Annotated in this window: 15 protein-coding genes; 6 read left to right on the top strand and 9 right to left on the bottom strand. The window is 75.1% G+C overall.

What is annotated here, in order from left to right; all coding sequences use genetic code 11:
• Positions 1 to 110 precede the first annotated feature (110 nt).
• The 6 genes from OKX07_RS17300 to OKX07_RS17275 are packed head-to-tail and all read right to left on the bottom strand — an operon-like array spanning position 111 to position 5,799.
• Positions 111 to 1,334, bottom strand: a complete 1,224-nt coding sequence (locus OKX07_RS17300; RefSeq protein ID WP_265629229.1) for a hypothetical protein — start codon at positions 1,332 to 1,334, stop codon at positions 111 to 113.
• Positions 1,331 to 2,398 carry a VWA domain-containing protein gene (locus tag OKX07_RS17295; RefSeq protein WP_265629228.1) on the bottom strand — a complete coding sequence of 356 codons (1,068 nt, stop codon included), beginning with the start codon at positions 2,396 to 2,398 and terminating at the stop codon, positions 1,331 to 1,333. Before OKX07_RS17295 ends, OKX07_RS17300 begins: the two co-directional genes overlap by 4 nt.
• Positions 2,395 to 3,381 carry a VWA domain-containing protein gene (locus OKX07_RS17290; RefSeq protein ID WP_265629227.1) on the bottom strand — a complete coding sequence of 329 codons (987 nt, stop codon included), beginning with the start codon at positions 3,379 to 3,381 and terminating at the stop codon, positions 2,395 to 2,397. Before OKX07_RS17290 ends, OKX07_RS17295 begins: the two co-directional genes overlap by 4 nt.
• A complete protein-coding gene (locus OKX07_RS17285) occupies positions 3,375 to 3,872 on the bottom strand; it encodes a hypothetical protein (RefSeq protein WP_265629226.1) in 498 nt (165 codons plus the stop codon). The genes OKX07_RS17290 and OKX07_RS17285 overlap by 7 nt, the downstream gene beginning before the upstream one ends.
• A complete protein-coding gene (locus OKX07_RS17280; RefSeq protein WP_265629225.1) occupies positions 3,859 to 4,824 on the bottom strand; it encodes a DUF58 domain-containing protein in 966 nt (321 codons plus the stop codon). The genes OKX07_RS17285 and OKX07_RS17280 overlap by 14 nt, the downstream gene beginning before the upstream one ends.
• A gap of 3 nt (positions 4,825 to 4,827) precedes the next feature.
• A complete protein-coding gene (locus OKX07_RS17275) occupies positions 4,828 to 5,799 on the bottom strand; it encodes an AAA family ATPase (RefSeq protein ID WP_265631950.1) in 972 nt (323 codons plus the stop codon).
• 235 nt (positions 5,800 to 6,034) lie between these two features.
• Here OKX07_RS17275 and OKX07_RS17270 point away from each other — a divergent pair, with 235 nt between their 5' ends.
• Positions 6,035 to 6,598, top strand: coding sequence for an alpha/beta family hydrolase (locus OKX07_RS17270; RefSeq protein WP_265629224.1), 564 nt, complete (start codon positions 6,035 to 6,037; stop codon positions 6,596 to 6,598).
• A 56-nt stretch (positions 6,599 to 6,654) separates the two neighbouring features.
• Here the strand turns inward: OKX07_RS17270 and OKX07_RS17265 are convergent, their stop codons facing one another.
• Together OKX07_RS17265 and OKX07_RS17260 are read right to left on the bottom strand one after the other, a co-directional pair.
• Positions 6,655 to 7,392, bottom strand: a complete 738-nt coding sequence (locus OKX07_RS17265) for an SIR2 family NAD-dependent protein deacylase (protein ID WP_265629223.1) — start codon at positions 7,390 to 7,392, stop codon at positions 6,655 to 6,657.
• A gap of 78 nt (positions 7,393 to 7,470) precedes the next feature.
• Entirely contained in the window at positions 7,471 to 8,556 is a 1,086-nt protein-coding gene (locus OKX07_RS17260) for an aminotransferase class V-fold PLP-dependent enzyme (RefSeq protein ID WP_265629222.1), read from the bottom strand.
• Positions 8,557 to 8,669: 113 nt separating this feature from the next.
• On the opposite strand from OKX07_RS17260, the gene OKX07_RS17255 reads away from it, so the two are divergent.
• From OKX07_RS17255 to OKX07_RS17245, 3 genes are all read left to right on the top strand, one after another.
• A complete protein-coding gene (locus OKX07_RS17255; RefSeq protein ID WP_265629221.1) occupies positions 8,670 to 9,155 on the top strand; it encodes an acyl-CoA thioesterase in 486 nt (161 codons plus the stop codon).
• Positions 9,156 to 9,221: 66 nt separating this feature from the next.
• Positions 9,222 to 9,713, top strand: a complete 492-nt coding sequence (locus OKX07_RS17250; RefSeq protein ID WP_265629220.1) for a helix-turn-helix domain-containing protein — start codon at positions 9,222 to 9,224, stop codon at positions 9,711 to 9,713.
• A gap of 5 nt (positions 9,714 to 9,718) precedes the next feature.
• Positions 9,719 to 10,183, top strand: coding sequence for a VOC family protein (locus OKX07_RS17245; protein WP_265629219.1), 465 nt, complete (start codon positions 9,719 to 9,721; stop codon positions 10,181 to 10,183).
• Positions 10,184 to 10,210: 27 nt separating this feature from the next.
• Here OKX07_RS17245 and OKX07_RS17240 read toward each other — a convergent pair whose 3' ends face one another.
• Entirely contained in the window at positions 10,211 to 10,693 is a 483-nt protein-coding gene (locus OKX07_RS17240) for a PPOX class F420-dependent oxidoreductase (RefSeq protein WP_265629218.1), read from the bottom strand.
• Between the two features lie 150 nt (positions 10,694 to 10,843).
• On the opposite strand from OKX07_RS17240, the gene OKX07_RS17235 reads away from it, so the two are divergent.
• On the top strand, positions 10,844 to 11,221 hold the full coding sequence (locus tag OKX07_RS17235; RefSeq protein ID WP_265629217.1) for a VOC family protein: 378 nt from the start codon (positions 10,844 to 10,846) through the stop codon (positions 11,219 to 11,221).
• A 114-nt stretch (positions 11,222 to 11,335) separates the two neighbouring features.
• Entirely contained in the window at positions 11,336 to 15,100 is a 3,765-nt protein-coding gene (locus tag OKX07_RS17230; RefSeq protein ID WP_265629216.1) for a S8 family serine peptidase, read from the top strand.
• The last annotated feature ends 457 nt before the right edge of the window (positions 15,101 to 15,557 follow it).

Genomic DNA, 15,557 nt, shown 5'->3' with positions numbered 1-15,557 from the left:
GGGGCAGGTCGGGCAGGTCGGTCACGGGTCCGATCCTCGCACCCGGGACCCGCGCACCCGCGACCCGCGCACCCAGGACCCGCGCACCCGGGACCCCCGCACCCGACGGCTCACCAGTTGCGCCCGCCGCCGCCCCCGCCGGTCCCGGGCTCGGTGCCGCCGCCGGGCGCCGAGCCGGACCCCTCGCCCGGACCCGGGGACTCCTGCCCCGCCCCGCCCCCGCCCTGACCGTTACGCTCGGCGAGCTGCGCCTGGCGCTCGGCCTCGGCCTCGGCCGGGTCCTGCGTCTCCTGCTCGCCGTCGCCGAGCGTCGGGGTGCCCTCCAGGGTGCCGTCCGCCGCGGCCTGCGCGAGGCGCTCGACCTCGGCGGCCGTCTCGAGCAGGTCCTGCATGCGCTCCTCGGCAGCCGTCTGCGGGTCGGTGCCGCCGGCACCGCCCTCCTGCTGCTCCTCGTCCTGCTCCTCGCCCTGCTCGCCCTCGCTGCCCTCGCCGCCGCCCTGCTCCTCGTCCTCGCCCTGCTCGCCCTGCTCCTCGTCCTCGCCCCCGCCGCCGCCTGCCGACGGGGGAGGCGTGCACGCCGGGTCCGCCAGCGCCTCGGCAGCGAGCGCCGCGTCGTCCGCGGCCAAGCGGAACAGGTAGCCCGCGTACCGCAGCTCGTCGGCCACGTCGGCGACCACGGGCGCATCGGCACCCTCGTACGGTGGCTCGAGGACCTGCGCGTCGTACGGCTCGCCGGCCTCCTGCGCGGCGAACGCCTCGGCGAGGGCCTGCGTCTCGGCCAGCTGCTCCTCGGCGTTCGCCCGTGCGTCCTTCTCGTGGGCCTGCAGCGCGAGGGCGCGGTTGGTCTGGACGTCGCAGCGGTGCGCGAGGGGCACGGTCGCCAGGGCCTCGTCGAGGTACTGGACCGCCCGGGTGTACCGCTCCGCGCGGTAGTAGGCCGTCCCGGTGTTGAACGCGCCCTTCCAGCCCTCGACGACGGCCCAGCCGTCGACGCGCTCGAACGCCTCGCCGGCCTCCCAGGGATCGCCCTCGTCGTACGCCTCCCGCGCCTCGCGGTACCCGGGGCCGACCGCCGCGACGTTCCAGGCGAAGGCCAGCAGCAGCAGCGCCGGCAGCCAGCTCCACTGCAGCAGGCGGCGTCGGCGCCGCGCGTGCGGGGGCATGGCCTGGAGGCGGGCCCGCTTCGCGGCACGACGCTGGGCGTTGGTCTGCTGCTTCCCGCGGCCCTTGGTGGCAGCGGTGCGGCGGCTCGTCTCGGCGGCCGCGGCCCAGGCGGCGGCCTGCTGGTCGGCGGCCTCGCGGCGGACGCGCCGGGCGTCGGCGCGGCGGCTCATCGTCGTCCCCGCAGCCGGCTCGACGCGCGCGCCCACGTCCACGCCTCGGCGGCGAGCAGTACGCCCGCGAGCAGCGCGAACGGCCACACGACGTCGCGACGTGAGCTCAGGTCGGTGCGGCCGTCGGCGGTGATCGCGTCGACGTCGACGCCCGCGACGAGGTCCGCGGTGCTCGTCGGGCCGTCGCGGTGCACGTACGGCACGCCCAGCTCGGCTGCGACCTCGCGCAGCGCGGTCTCGTCGGCGACGGACAGCGCCGGGCGGGACGGGTCGTCGGGGTCGGGGATGTAGGGCGCGTCGGGGTCGACGGTGCCGTCGAACACGCGCATGGGCGCGCCCGCCGCGGTGCCGTAGCCCAGCACCGCGCCGCCGTCGACGAGCGGCGCGATCCGCGTGAACGAGCCCGGCTCGTCGACCTCGGTCGTCTGCTCGCCGTCGGACAGGTAGAACACGAGCCGCACCATCCCGGGGTCGCGGTCCTGCGCGTCCTGCAGCGAGCGCTCCAGGACGTCGAGCGCGCGGTCGCGGGTCGTGCCCGCCGACCCGGCGGTGACCTCCTGCGTCACGGTCTGCGCCCACGCGCGCACGGCCGTCGCGTCGTCGGTCAGGGGCAGCTGCGTGCCGGCCTCGTCGGCGAACGCGACGACCGAGTAGAAGGCGCCGGGCACGTCGCGGGTCAGCGCCACCACGTCGTGCCGCACGCCGTCGAGGCGCTGCACGGCGGGGACCGGCTCCAGGCCGGGTGCCCGCACGACGTCGTCGCCGGGGCCCCAGTCCTCGGCCGCCATGGAGCCGGTGCGGTCGACGACGAACCACAGCTGGATGCCGACGCGCGCACCGCCGGCCTGCGTCGCGGCGACCGTGGGCGTCAGGCCGACGACCGCCAGCAGCACGACGAGCACGGCGCGCCGCCACCACGTCCACGCACCGGCACGCGGCGCGTCGGACCGACGGACGCCCCCGCGCCCCACCTGCAGGCCCAGCGCCTGCCCGACGCACAGCGCCAGCACCGGCAGCGCCGTGAGGAGCACCAGCGCCACCGGGACCACCGCGCGGGCGCTCATGCGCGCACCCGCCAGGCCAGGACCACGACCGCGAGGCCGGTGACGTAGAGCAGCCACACCCACGGGTCGTCGTCGTCCGTGACGACCTGCTCGGGGTCCACCTGCATGGCCGCGAGCTGGCTGTCCTTCACGCGGTCGAGGATCGTCGGCACCGCACCGGGGTCCGCGACCGCGGCGAACGTGCCGCCCGTGCCCTCCGCGGCGATCCGCAGCTCGGCGGCCGTCGACGCGCTGAAGAACCGCTCGTCCTCGTCGGGGTACAGGGCGTACACGACGACGCCGCGGGACGTCGCGAGGTCGACCGCCGCGGGCAGCGAGTACACCGGGGTGCCCCACACCTCGTTGTCGGTCGCGAGGACTATCGAGCGGGACCGCGCATCGTCGAACTGGTCGAACAGCAGCGTGCACGACGCGACGCCGTCGCCGACGAGCGACGCCTGCCCCTCGATGCCGGACGTGCCGCGGAAGATCTCCGTGCCCGCGTCCTCACCGGCGAACGCCTCGCGCGCCGCGCGCAGCTGGGACGTCACCAGCTCGTAGTCGTCCGTCAGCGGGAACACCGTGGACGACGTCGAGTCGAACACCGACAGGGCCACGCGCTCACCCGTGAAGCCCTCGACGAGCCGCTCGAACGTCGCGACGACCCGCTCGTCGTACTCCAGCATCGAGCCTGACACGTCGAGGCACAGGACGATGTCGCGGTTCGCGAGCTCCCGCGTGCGCTCCTGCACGGTCACGGGACGCGCCGCGAGGACCGCCGCGGCGACCGCCGCCACCGCCACGGCCAGCACGACGCCCACCCGCAGGACCCGGTACCGCACGCGCCAGGCGCGCAGCGCGGGCACGCGGCGCAGGTCGTCGGTGTTGGCCACGGGCGTCGTCCCGCGCCGGTCGCGCAGCAGCAGCCCCACGACCAGGGCGACGACGACGGCGAGGACCGCCGGCACCAGCCACGGCACCTCGAGGCCCGCGCGCGTCACCATGCGCGCACCCGCTTGCGGGCCTGGTCGAGGGTCCGGGTGACCCGCGTGCGGGACGTGGAGGCGAACGTCGGGACCGACGTGTTCTCCAGCAGCGTCGCGAGCGGCCGCGTGCGGCGGTCCAGGCGGGCCGTCGACGCCGTCATCGCCGTGGTGTCCACGCCCGTGCGGCCTGTCGCGAACTCCCGCAGCGCCCACCGGATCTCGAGGTTCGCGCCGCGCATGTCGATCTCCCGCGCGCGGTACCGGCGTTCGACCTCGTCGAGACGGGCGAGCGTCGTGCCGCGCAGCGCGGCGTACGGGTCGGACTGCACGCGCGCGGTCGGGCGGACGACCCGTGTCGGCGCCGCGGCCGGCGTCGGGGCGTCCGCGGGCGCGCGCGTCGAGCGCACCGCCCACACGTACCAGGCGACCACCGCGACGACGATCGCGAGCGCCACCCACGGCCAGTACCCGGCGTAGGGGATCGGGTCGACCAGCTCAGCGCCCGGCACGACGCGCCCTCCCCAGCAGCGCGACCATCTCGTCCAGCACGTCGTGCGTGCTCTCCACGCTCACCGACGTCACGCGCAGTCGCCGCGTGCGCTGCTGGACCTCCGCGTGCCGCGCGATGCGGGCCGCCGCGACGGCCTCCCGCACGCCGCGCCGCCCCCGCAGGTACGCGGGCAGGGACCACCCGCTGACGACGTCCCGCACGGCCCGGCCCCGCGGCGGCACGACGACGGGCCGGCCGCGGTCGGTGGCCGTCGACGCGCCCGCGAGCGTGCCCGGCGCCGGTCCCAGACTCCCCGCGAACAGGTCCGCGTCCACGACCTGCACGACCATCACCTCGTGCCGCGTGCGCAGCCGCGCCAGCGCGCGCTCGTCGGCCGCACCCGGCCGCGCCTCGTCCGTGACCACGACGACCAGCGACCGGCGCGCGGTGCGGCGCAGCACCCGGTCCAGCAGGCGCGTGAGGTCACCCTCGGGGGCGTCGGCGTCGAACGTGCGCTCCAGGCGGCGCAGCAGCACCTCCAGGTGCGTCGTGCCCGCGCCCGCCGGCACCTCCACGACGCGGCCCGCGTCGCCCGCGACGAGCGAGACCCGGTCCCCGCGCTGGTGGGCGAGGTGCGCGACCACGTCCGCGACGAGCTGCGCGACCTCCTGCTTGGGCTCACCGCCCGCCGACGTCGCGCACATGTGCCGGCCCGTGTCGACGACCAGGACCAGGGCGACGTTCGACGTCGCCTCGTAGCGCTTGACGACCGGCTGCGCCGAGCGCGCCGAGGCCCGCCAGTCGATGTCGCCCACGTCGTCGCCCGGCGTGTACACGTGCAGGTCGTCGACCTCGTCGCCGTGACCCTTCCAGACCGCGCGGTGCCGCCCGTCGAGCAGGCCGGTGGCACGCCGCACCGTCGGCAGGTGCAGGCGCGCGCGCACCAGCGCGAGACGGGAGCGGGCGGGCACGGGTCAGGGCGCCGGGACGGCGTCGAACACCGACGTGACGATCGACTCGGTCGACACGTCGTCCGCGATCGCGTCGTACGTCCGCACGATGCGGTGGCGCAGCACGGCGTTGCGCATCGCGTGCACGTCCTCGGGGACGACGTGCGCGCGCCCGGCCCGCAGCGCGACGGCCTGCGCGACGCGCATCAGCGAGATCGACCCACGAGGGCTCGCGCCCATCCGCACCAGCCGGTCCAGGCCCGGGACCTGCACGGGCCCGCGACCGCGCGTCGTGGCGACCAGGTCGACGACGTACCGCCGGATGGACCGGTCGACGTACACCTGGTCGACGACGCGCTGCAGCCACGCCACCTCGTCCAGGGTCAGCGCGTCGTTGCGCAGCGCACGCGTCATGCGCCCGTCGGAGATGCGGTCGAGGATCTCGACCTCCTCCTCCGGTGCCGGGTAGTCCAGGACCTCCTTGAGCAGGAACCGGTCCATCTGGGCCTCGGGCAGGACGTGCGTGCCCTCCTCCTCGATGGGGTTCTGCGTCGCGAGGACCATGAACGGCGACGGCACCTTGTGGACCTCGCCGGCGATCGTGGTCTGCCGCTCCTGCATCGCCTCGAGCATCGCGGACTGCGTCTTGGCCGACGACCGGTTGATCTCGTCGAGCAGGACGACGTTGGCGTGCACCGGGCCGAGCTGCGTCGTGAACGTCGACGTCCCGTAGTTGAAGACCTGCGTCCCGACGATGTCCGACGGCATGAGGTCCGGCGTGCACTGGATGCGGTGGAACGAGCCCGACACCGCGGCGGCGAGCGTCTGCGCGGCCGTCGTCTTGGCCAGGCCCGGGACCGACTCCAGCAGCACGTGGCCCCCGCACATCAGCGCGACGACGAGCGACGTGCGCAGCTGCGTCTGCCCCACGACGCGCTGGTCGAAGACCCCCTCGATGCGCTCGCACAGCGCACCGGCTCGGTTCCGGTCGGACATGGACACGGTGTCGCGGCTCACGGCGGGCACGCTACCCGCGGGTCCGGACGGTTCGAGCACGCGCACAGGGTGATGTCTCACCCGTACGGGTGCGTCGTGCAGTGCCCACCGGTGCCCCACCCCACCCCCCGGTGGGCGAGAGAGCAATCCAGCTCACCCCCCTCCCTGCGAGAGAGCAGTCCAGCTCGGAGGCCGTGGGCTGGATTGCTCTCTCGCGGGTGGGGAGGATGGGGGGATGGCGGACGTGCGGGTGCTGCGGGCGGGGTCGGGACCCGTCGACGTCGCGGGCGTGCTGCTGACGCCGGGCGCCGGGGCCACGCGCGACAACCGCACGCTCGTCGTGCTCGACGCGGCTCTGGCGGCGGTCGGCGTCCCGGTGCGACGCGTCGACCTGCCGCGCGGAGCCGCTGCCGCGCCTGCGCGGGTGCGTGACGAGGCCGGAGCGTTCGCGGCGGAGCTGGGGGTGCCGACCGGGCGGCTCGTGATCGGTGGGCGGTCGTTCGGCGGGCGCATGTGCTCGATGGCCGTCGCCGACGGTCTGCCCGTCGCGGGCCTGCTGCTGCTGTCGTACCCGCTGCACCCGCCGGGCAAGCCCGAGACGCTGCGCGTCGAGCACCTGCCGCGCGTCGACGTCCCCGTGCTCGCCGTGAGCGGCGCGTCCGACCCGTTCGGCACACCCGACGAGCTGGCGGCGCACCTCGCGAGCCTGGCCGGCCCGACGACCCTCGTCGTCGTCCCCGGCACGCACGGCCCCGCCGACGCCCCGGTCGTCGCCGCCGTCCGCGCCTGGCTCACCTGACGAGCGTGAGAGCGGGGAATACGGGACTCGTACGCCCGGATTCCTCGCTCTCACGGTCAGTGTTCGAGGAGGGTCGCGACCAGGGCCGGGAGGGCCTCGTCGATGGGGGCGCGGTGGATCTCGTCGGCCAGGTGGTCGTACGCCGTCGGCTCGGCGTTGACGACGACGAGCCGCGCGCCCGCGCCCACGGCCAGCGGCACGAGCCCGGCGACCGGGTGCACGGTGAGCGTCGTGCCGACCGCGACGAACGTGTGAGCGTCCGTCGCGGCGGCGATCGCCCGTGACATCGCGTCGTCGGGCAGGAGCTCACCGAAGTACACGACGTCCGGCTTCAGCACCCCGCCGCACGCCGTGCAGCGCGGGTCCGGCTCGGCGGGCAGCCGCGCGAGCACGTCGCGCGTCGGGACCGTCTCCCGGCAGCGCAGGCACGACGTGGTGGCCAGCGAGCCGTGCAGCTCGACGACCCGGTCCGGTGCGCTGCCCGCGGCCTGGTGCAGACCGTCGAAGTTCTGCGTGAGCACGGCGATCAGCGCGCCGGCCCGCTCCAGGTCGACCAGCGCGCGGTGCGCCGCCGTCGGCCGTGCGTCCCACACGGCGTGCCCCGCCCACGCCTGCCAGCCGCGCTTGCGGACGTCCGCGTCCCGCACGTACGGCCCGATGTCGAGCAGGTCCGCCGCCGCCGGGTCCCGCGTCCAGACGCCCTGCGGCCCGCGGAAGTCGGGGATGCCCGACGCGGTCGAGATGCCGGCACCCGACAGGACGGTGACGGTCGGGGGGTCGTCGTGGTGCGGCACGGGCGCCTCCTCGGCGTCGGGACCCGGGCGGGCCGGGCGCTCCCGGTGAGCGTAGGACGCGCGCGGTCGCGTCGGGCGTCAGGCGGCCAGGGCCGCGGCGACCCGCTCGACGTCCGACGCGTCGTTCCAGACGTGGAACGCCAGCCGGACACCGCCCCCGCGACCCGCGACCCGCAGACCCGCGGCCGTCAGGCGGGCGCGCACGGTGCCCGCGTCGTCGTCCGGCAGCGACACGATCGCCGACCCGGCGGGCGGCAGGCCCAGCCGCGCGCGCAGCCCGTCGGCCAGCCCGACGTCGTGCGCGTGGACCTCCGCGACGTCCACCTGCGCGAACGCCTCCAGCGCCGGCACCGCGCCGATCCATGCGAGCCACGCCGGCGAGGTGTCGAAGCGGCGCGCGCCGGGCGCGAGACGCATGTCGGTGCCGTAGACCGAGGCCCACCGGTCCGCGCCCGCGTACCAGCCGGCCGCGAGCGGGCGCAGCAGCGCGTCGGCCTCGGGCGTCGTCGTGAGGAAGGCGACGCCGCGCGGCGCGCACAGCCACTTGTACGCCGAGCAGACCGTGATCTCCGGGCCGTGCGACGCGGGGTCCAGCGGGTACCACCCGGCGGCCTGCGTGACGTCGACGACGCGCAGCGCGCCCACGTCGGCCGCCGCCGCCCGCACGGCCGCGAGGTCGACGACGCGCCCGTCGCGGGACTGCACGAGCGACGTCGCGACCGCGTCGCACCCGTCGGCGACCGCGTCCGCGAGCCGCTCGAGCGGCACGGCGTCCACGCGCACCCCGCGGTCGGCGTGCGCGAGGAACGGGTACGTGACGGACGTGAAGTCCCCGTCGGGGACGACGACGCGCGCGCCGTCCGGGAGCGCCGCCGCGACCAGCCCGACGAGCGGCGAGGCCTGGGCGGCGATCGCGACGCGGTCCACGTCGACGCCGGCGATCCGCGCGTACGCGTCCCGCGACGCCGCGACCGCGACGTCGTACGTCGTGGGGAAGGCGCGCCCGGCGGCCCACTCGTCGAGCGCGGCGTGCAGGGCGTCCGTCGTCGCGCGCAGCGGCAGGCCACCCGTCGCCGCGTCGAGGTAGCCGGGCGTCGGCGCGATCCGGGCGCGCAGGCCGGCGAGGGACATCGAGGTGGACGTGCCGAGGGTGGTGGGCGCCATGACGACCACTGTGGCGAGGGGCGGGGCGGCGCACAACGGCCACTTCCGACGTGGTGGCCTCCCGGCGGGCCGGTGCCGGGCGGCGCTCCGCACGCGGGACGTAGCGTGGGCGCATGGACGAGACCGCGGGCGCTGTCCCGCCACCCGTGGAGGTGCCCTCCGGCCGCGGCCGCGTCGTCATGCAGGTGCGCTGGTCGGACGTCGACCTGTTCGGGCACGTCAACAACGCCGCGTTCCTGCGGTTCCTGGACGACGCGCGGTTCACGCTCTTCCCGCGGATGGGCGTCGACGAGCTCGGCGTGACGACCGCGTCGCTGCTGGTCGTCGTCAAGCACGAGATCGACTACCTGGCGCCCCTGCGGTTCCGTCAGGCGCCGGTCGTCGTCGAGGTGTGGGTGCCGCGGCTGGGGCGCTCGTCGGTCGACTTCGCGTACGAGGTCCTCGACGGCGAGGCGCCCGGCGCGGTCGTCGCGCTGCGCGCCCGGTCGCGCATGGTGCAGCTCGACCGGGCGACGCACACGCCGCGCGCCTTCACCGACGAGGAGCGCACGACGTTCGCCGCGTGCCCGGGCCCGACGCCGGAGCTGCGCCCCTGGTGAGCGGACGAGCGAGGGGGCGCGTCCCGCCCACCCCGTCCCCCTTCCCGGTGGAGCAGGATGGGCCGGGTGACGACGACCGCGCGTGAGGGGCTGAACCTGCGGCTGCTGCGTGCGCGGGACGCCATGGACCGCGACTACGCCCGGCCGCTCGACGTCCCGACGCTCGCGCGCGTCGCCTACGTCTCGCCGTCGCACTTCGCGCGCGAGTTCCGGGCCGTGTTCGGCGAGCCGCCCCACCGCTACCTGCAGCGCCGCCGCCTCGAACGCGCGTGCGCGGCGCTGCGCGACACGGACGCACCCGTCACGCAGGTCGCTCTCGACGTGGGCTTCGACAGCCTCGGCACGTTCTCGCGGACCTTCCGCGACGTCGTCGGACGGTCGCCGTCCCAGTACCGGCGCGACCAGCGGCTGGCCGCGTCGTCGGACGGGCGGGGCGGCGACGCACCCCCGGGCGGGGACGGGCGCGCGGCACCCGCCGCCCCCGCGTGCATCGTCGCCGCGTGGACGCGGGTCAGCAGTTTCGGAGAAGCGCCGCCGGGGGCCGCGTCCGTAGCGTGAGCGTCATGTTCACCTCCATCGCGATCACCCGTGTCACCGTGCTCGACCAGGACGAGGCCCTGGACTTCTACGTCGGCAAGCTCGGCTTCCAGGTCTCCAACGACGTGGACCTCGGGTTCATGCGCTGGCTCACCGTGTCCCTGCCGGCCGACCCCGAGCGGCACCTGCTGCTCGAGGTCCCCGGCCCGCCGGCCCTGAGCCCCGAGGTCGCCGCCCAGGTCCGCGACCTCGTCACCCGCGGGGCGCTCGGCGTCGTCGCGATCCTCTACACCGACGACTGCCGGGCGACGTACGACGAGCTGCGCTCCCGCGGCGTCGAGTTCACCGAGGACCCCACGGAGCAGCCCTACGGCATCGACTGCGCGCTGCGCGACCCGTTCGGCAACCACGTCCGCATCACCGAGCCGAGCCGGCAGCGCGAGGTCTCCGACGCGGACAGGGACCGCTGGTCGGGGGCGACGGTCGGCTGACGCCCGCCGGGCGGACGCGGCGGGCGCTCAGCCCGTCGCGTCCAGCCGCGCGGCGACGTCGGACGGGAAGCCGCCCGTCGCCAGCGGGCCCCAGCGCTCCGGGGTCACCCGGATCAGGCTCTTGCCCTGCAGACGCATCGCCGCGCGGTACTCGTCCCAGTCGGGGTGCTCGCCCGCGATGCAGCGGTAGTAGTCGACGAGCGCGTCCTCGGCCTCGGGCAGGTGCAGCACCTCGGCGCGTCCGTCGACCTGCACCCACGGGCCGTCCCACGTGTCCGACAGGACGCACACGCTGACCCGCGGGTCGCGCTCCGCGTTGCGGGTCTTGGCGCGGCCCGGGTACGTCGAGACGACGATCCGGCCCGCGTCGTCGACGCCGCCGCTCACCGGCGACACCTGCGGGCGCCCGTCGGCGCGCGTCGTGACGAGGAGCAGGTGGTGCCGCGGCCGCACGAACTCGAGCAGCCCGTCCAGGTCGACGGAGGTGGTGGTAGCGACGGAGCGTGCCATCCCCCGACCCTACGACTGGTGACGGAAGTGGGCGCAGGTGCGCCCACTTCTGCTCCGCGGCGGCGCAGACCTGACCACTCTCCGGACTGCGCCGCGGTCGGCCACCCACCACCGCCGTGGCCTGTCGGTGGTGGGTGGGACAGTCGCGGCATGTCGGACACTGCGCCCACGCACCACACGATCGACTACATCGAGATCGGCATGACCGATCTCCACGCGGCCAAGGCCTTCTACGGCGCGGCCTTCGGCTGGACCTTCACGGACTACGGACCGGGTCCTGCCTACGTCGGGATCCAGGGCCCGGGCGGCGCCGGGGGTGCGGAGGTGGGAGGCTTCCGCCTCGACGACGAGGTCGCCCCGGGCGGTCCGCTCGTCCTGCTCTACTCGGCCGACCTGGAGGCGAGCGTCGCCGCGGTCCTCGCCGCGGGGGGCACGGTCACCGCGGGCCCGTACGACTTCCCCGGGGGGCGCCGCTTCCACTTCCGCGACCCGAGCGGCAACGAGCTCGGCGTCTGGGCCACCGGGTGATCCGGCGGCGCCCGCGGCCGCCCGCGTATCGGGTGGGCGTTTTGTCCCCTCCTCGTCCGTGTCGCGCGCCGCCGGCGCTCGTGCAGGTCTGGGTCACGCAGTGGGGGCAGCGAGATGTCTGAACGTCATGTCATCGTCCATCGGACAGAGCTCGACCGGTCGGTCGTCGAGGGCGGCGGCGTCGCCGTCGTGAGTGCGCTCGACCGCGGGTTCGTCGTCGACGCCGACGAGGGCCAGGTCGAGCGGCTCGAGCGCGAGGGGTGGCGCGTGAAGGCCGTGCGCGACCCGCACACCATCCGGCTCTTCACGTACGAGATCGACACCACCGGCAAGGACCTCCCGGTGACGCCGCAGGGGTTCGAGCCCGTCCGGACCGCCGGTGTCAACCACCTGGTCCAGCTGGTCGGGCCGGTCCAGGAGTCGTGGCTCGCGACGCTCGCCGAGCGCGGCGTCCGCGTCGTCGAGGCCGTCGGCCCGCACTCCTACTACGTGCGCGCCGACGCGACGGCGGTGGCCTCGACCACGGCGCTCCCGTTCGTCGAGTGGACGGGCGCGCTCGCGCCGGCCTGGAAGGTCAACCCGGACCTGCTGAGCGGTGACCCGGCCGTCGGCACGGACCGCGGCCTGGGACCCGTCGAGGCGGTCGACATCGGCGTCCTCGCCGAGGGTGACGTCGACGGCGTCGCGGCGCTCGTGGTCGCATCGGGCGGCGCCGTGCTGGAGGTGGGACCGGAGTCACCGGACGCGTTCCGGAGCATCACCGCGAAGCTGCCGACCGACGCACTGGCGACGGTCGCCGAGCACGACGACGTGCGCTGGATCGACGCCGTGCACGCACCGGTGCTCGAGGACGAGCGCAGCTCGCAGGTCGTCATGGAGGACCTCGACGCCACGCCGCCGCCGGCCACCCTGCCGAACACCGGCTACGCCGCGAACCTCACCGCTCTCGGGATCGACGGCGGCGGTGTCACGATCGCGGTCTGCGACACCGGCATCGACACGAACGACCCGGTGACCGTCCACGCCGACCTCGCCGGACGCCTCGCGTTCGTGGTCGACTCGGCGGGCGGAGCCGTCGTCGGCGCCGACACCGACGGGCACGGGACGCACGTCGCCGGCATCGCCGCGGGCGACGGCGACTCGGGCGACGTCGACCCGCAGGGGTTCCTGCTGGGGCAGGGCGTGGCGCCAGGCGCGTCCGTGGGGCTCATCGAGCTCGGCGGCACGGTCGCAGCGCGCGTGCAGCAGTCGGTGCTCCAGGGCGCCGACGTCATGAACAACTCGTGGGCGATGAACGGCACCGCCTACTCCGCGGACGACCGCACCGTGGACCTGGGCGTGCGCGACGCCGACGCGACCGCGACCGACCAGACGCCGCTCGTCGTCGTCTTCTCGGCAGGGAACAGCGGTTCCGGGGCCGGCACGGTCACCAAGTGCACGAAGAACGCCATCCTCGTGGGCAACTCGTTGAACGCGCGCCCGGGGGAGATGACCACGCCCGACGACATCCGCGGCCTCGCGACGTCGTCGTCGCGGGGTCCTGCCGCGGACGGCCGGATGCTGCCGACCGTCGTCGCGCCGGGCACCGACATCATCTCCACCTACAGCCCCGTCGGGTTCCGCAGCGGCCCGTACACGGACACCGGCGGCGTCCTGCACGCCGTGCACGCGCCGATGTCGGGCACGTCGATGGCGTCGCCGCACGTCGCGGGCAACGCCGCGCTGCTGATCGACTGGTGGCGTCAGACCCGCATCGGCAAGACGCCGAGCCCCGCACTGGTCAAGGCGCTGATGGTCTCCAGCGCCGAGCCCGTCGCCGGGGGCACCAACGGCGCCGGCGGCACGATCGCGGCCGGGCCGACGAACGACGCCGGCTGGGGGCGCGTCTCGATCGAGAACGCGCTGCTGCAGTCGCCCGCCGCCGACCGTGGGCCGAAGATCTTCGTCGACCAGCGGCAGGCGTTCACCGCGACGGGCCAGGAGTTCACGATCCGCGTGGCGCCGGCCGTCGCGGCACTCCCGCTGCGCGTCACGCTGACCTGGTCGGACGCCGCGGGCGCGGTCGGCGCGAACCCCGCGCTGGTGAACGACCTCGACCTCGAGGTCCGGCACGTCGACACCAACCAGGTGTTCCGCGGCAACGTGTTCACGGGCGCCTTCTCGACGACGGGCGGCACCGCGGACGACCTCAACAACACCGAGGGCGCCGTCATCCAGAACCCGACGGGCGTCTACGAGGTCACGGTCGTCGCGGCGAACATCGCGGCGTCCGCCCGCACCGACATCGTCGGGACGTGGCAGGACTTCGCCCTGGTGATCGACAACGCCGAGGTGCCCGCGGCCGACCCGGTCAGCGTGGTCACGGTGCTCGACCGGTCGGGCTCGATGCAGGCCTTCGGCTACATCGACATCACCCGCCAGACGTCCCGCCAGTTCATCGACCTCATGGGGGTGGACGACTCCGTGGGGGTCGTCAGCTTCGGTGACTCGGGGGACGAGGAGTACCCGGGAACGGGTGCCCCCCAGCAGATCGTGGACCAGTCGACGCGCGACGCGGCGGCCGCCGCGGTCGACGGCATCGGGTTCGGCGGGTGCACGTTCATGGGTGCGGGGATCGAGGAGGCGGGCAGCATGCTCGCCGGCGCCGGCTCCCGACGGGCCATGGTGCTGCTGTCCGACGGGTTCGACAACAAGGGCTGCGACGAGGCCAACCCCGCCAAGCCGTGGGCGGTCGACGCCGCAGCGGCGCTGCCGGCCGACCTTCCCATCTACAGCTGCGCGATGGGTCCCGCGTCGGACCAGGCGCTCCTGGCACAGCTGGCGGACGACACCGGCGGCCGGTACTACTTCATGCCGACGATCGACGACCTCTTCGAGATCTACAACTACATCCGGGGGCAGGTGACCGGCGACGGCGTCATCGTCAACGAGTCGTCTGCGGCCTCGGTGTCGCAGGTGTCGGGCTGGGTCGACGGGTGCGCCGAGTCGGTGATGTTCACCGTCGCGTGGCACGACACGGCGCTGCGGTTCGTGCCGCGGGACCCCAAGGGCAACGGCCAGATCGCGGTGCGGCTGCGCGCGCCCAGCGGGCGGTGGCTGCCCCGGTCGGCGACCGAGTTCCTCCGCAACGCCGGCGACGGCTACGTGAGCTTCACGATCCAGGACCCGGAGCCGGGCCTGTGGACGGTCGAGGTCGCGACGGACCGCCGCCAGCACACGCCGTACACCGTCGGCGGGTTCGTCCGGTCGCCGCTCGCGCTGCAGCTCGAGCTGCCCACGCGCATGGTCGTCGGCGACACCCTCAGCATGAGGACGACGATCGGTGACCGTCTCGGCGGCATCGACGGCACCAAGGTGGCGGCCAGGATCGCGGCACCGGTGGCGACGAGCGCGGACCTGCTCGACAAGCACCGGGACCGGCTCTCGGCCGTCAAGCTGCCGCGGGACTTCCTCGCCGACGGCACGCCGGACACCCCCCGCGCCCACCTCGCGCAGCTCGTGCTGCTGCGGGACCAGCTCCGGGCGGCGAACGGCGAGGACATCCTCGCGCGCCGGGTCGACCAGCTCGTGCTCGGTGCGACGACGCGGGAGCCCACGGGCCTGTCCCGCGGCGGCGCCACGGGCCGGAGCAACGGCGCGGCGGTCAACGGCGGCCGTACCCGCACCGCGGGCGTCGTGAGCCCCGGCCGGGTGACGATCGTCGACCCGCGGCTCGTGCAGCGTCCCAAGCAGGTCGGCGTGCTCACGGGCAGCTACGCCCAGACGGCGGTCGCGGGGAGCTACTCGGTGGCGGTGACGGCGTCCGGCTTCAGCCCGATCTGCGGCACGCGGTTCGTCAGGAAGGGCTTCGCGAGCGTCGCGGTGCTCGACAAGCTGTAGGCCCGGTCGCGACGGCGGCACCCACCTGGACGGTGGGTGCCGCCGTCGCGTGCCCGTCCCACGGGTCGGTACGGGCGGTCGTCGAGACCGGGCTGAGTCGTCGACAGAGCGCGGAACGACGACTCAGCCCGGGCTCGCGGCAGCCGGGTCCCGGGATGTGGGCCGCGGTACCGACCGGACGACGGAGCTCCCTGGGGTTGACGCATCGACGACGACACGGCGCCCGCGAGACCGGGCTGATGTCGGTCACGACCGCCGATGGCCGATCTGAGCTCGTTGTCGCAGGGCTACTCCGGTGTGGAGAGCCGCCGGGGAGGATGGCCGAGTGCGGTTGTCCACAGGCTGACGCCGTCGACCCATGGACATGTCCGGAATCGGTAGGTTCGGCGCATGCGAGGACGTGGGCGTGGCGTGTTGGGTGGCGTGGTGGCGGTGCTGACCGTCGTGCTGGTGGGTG

Source organism: Cellulomonas sp. S1-8 (genome assembly GCF_026184235.1).
In the GTDB taxonomy this organism is placed as follows: domain Bacteria; phylum Actinomycetota; class Actinomycetes; order Actinomycetales; family Cellulomonadaceae; genus Cellulomonas.
The sequence above is the reverse complement of the archived record's forward strand: the minus strand, read 5'-3'. Positions and strand labels throughout refer to the sequence as shown.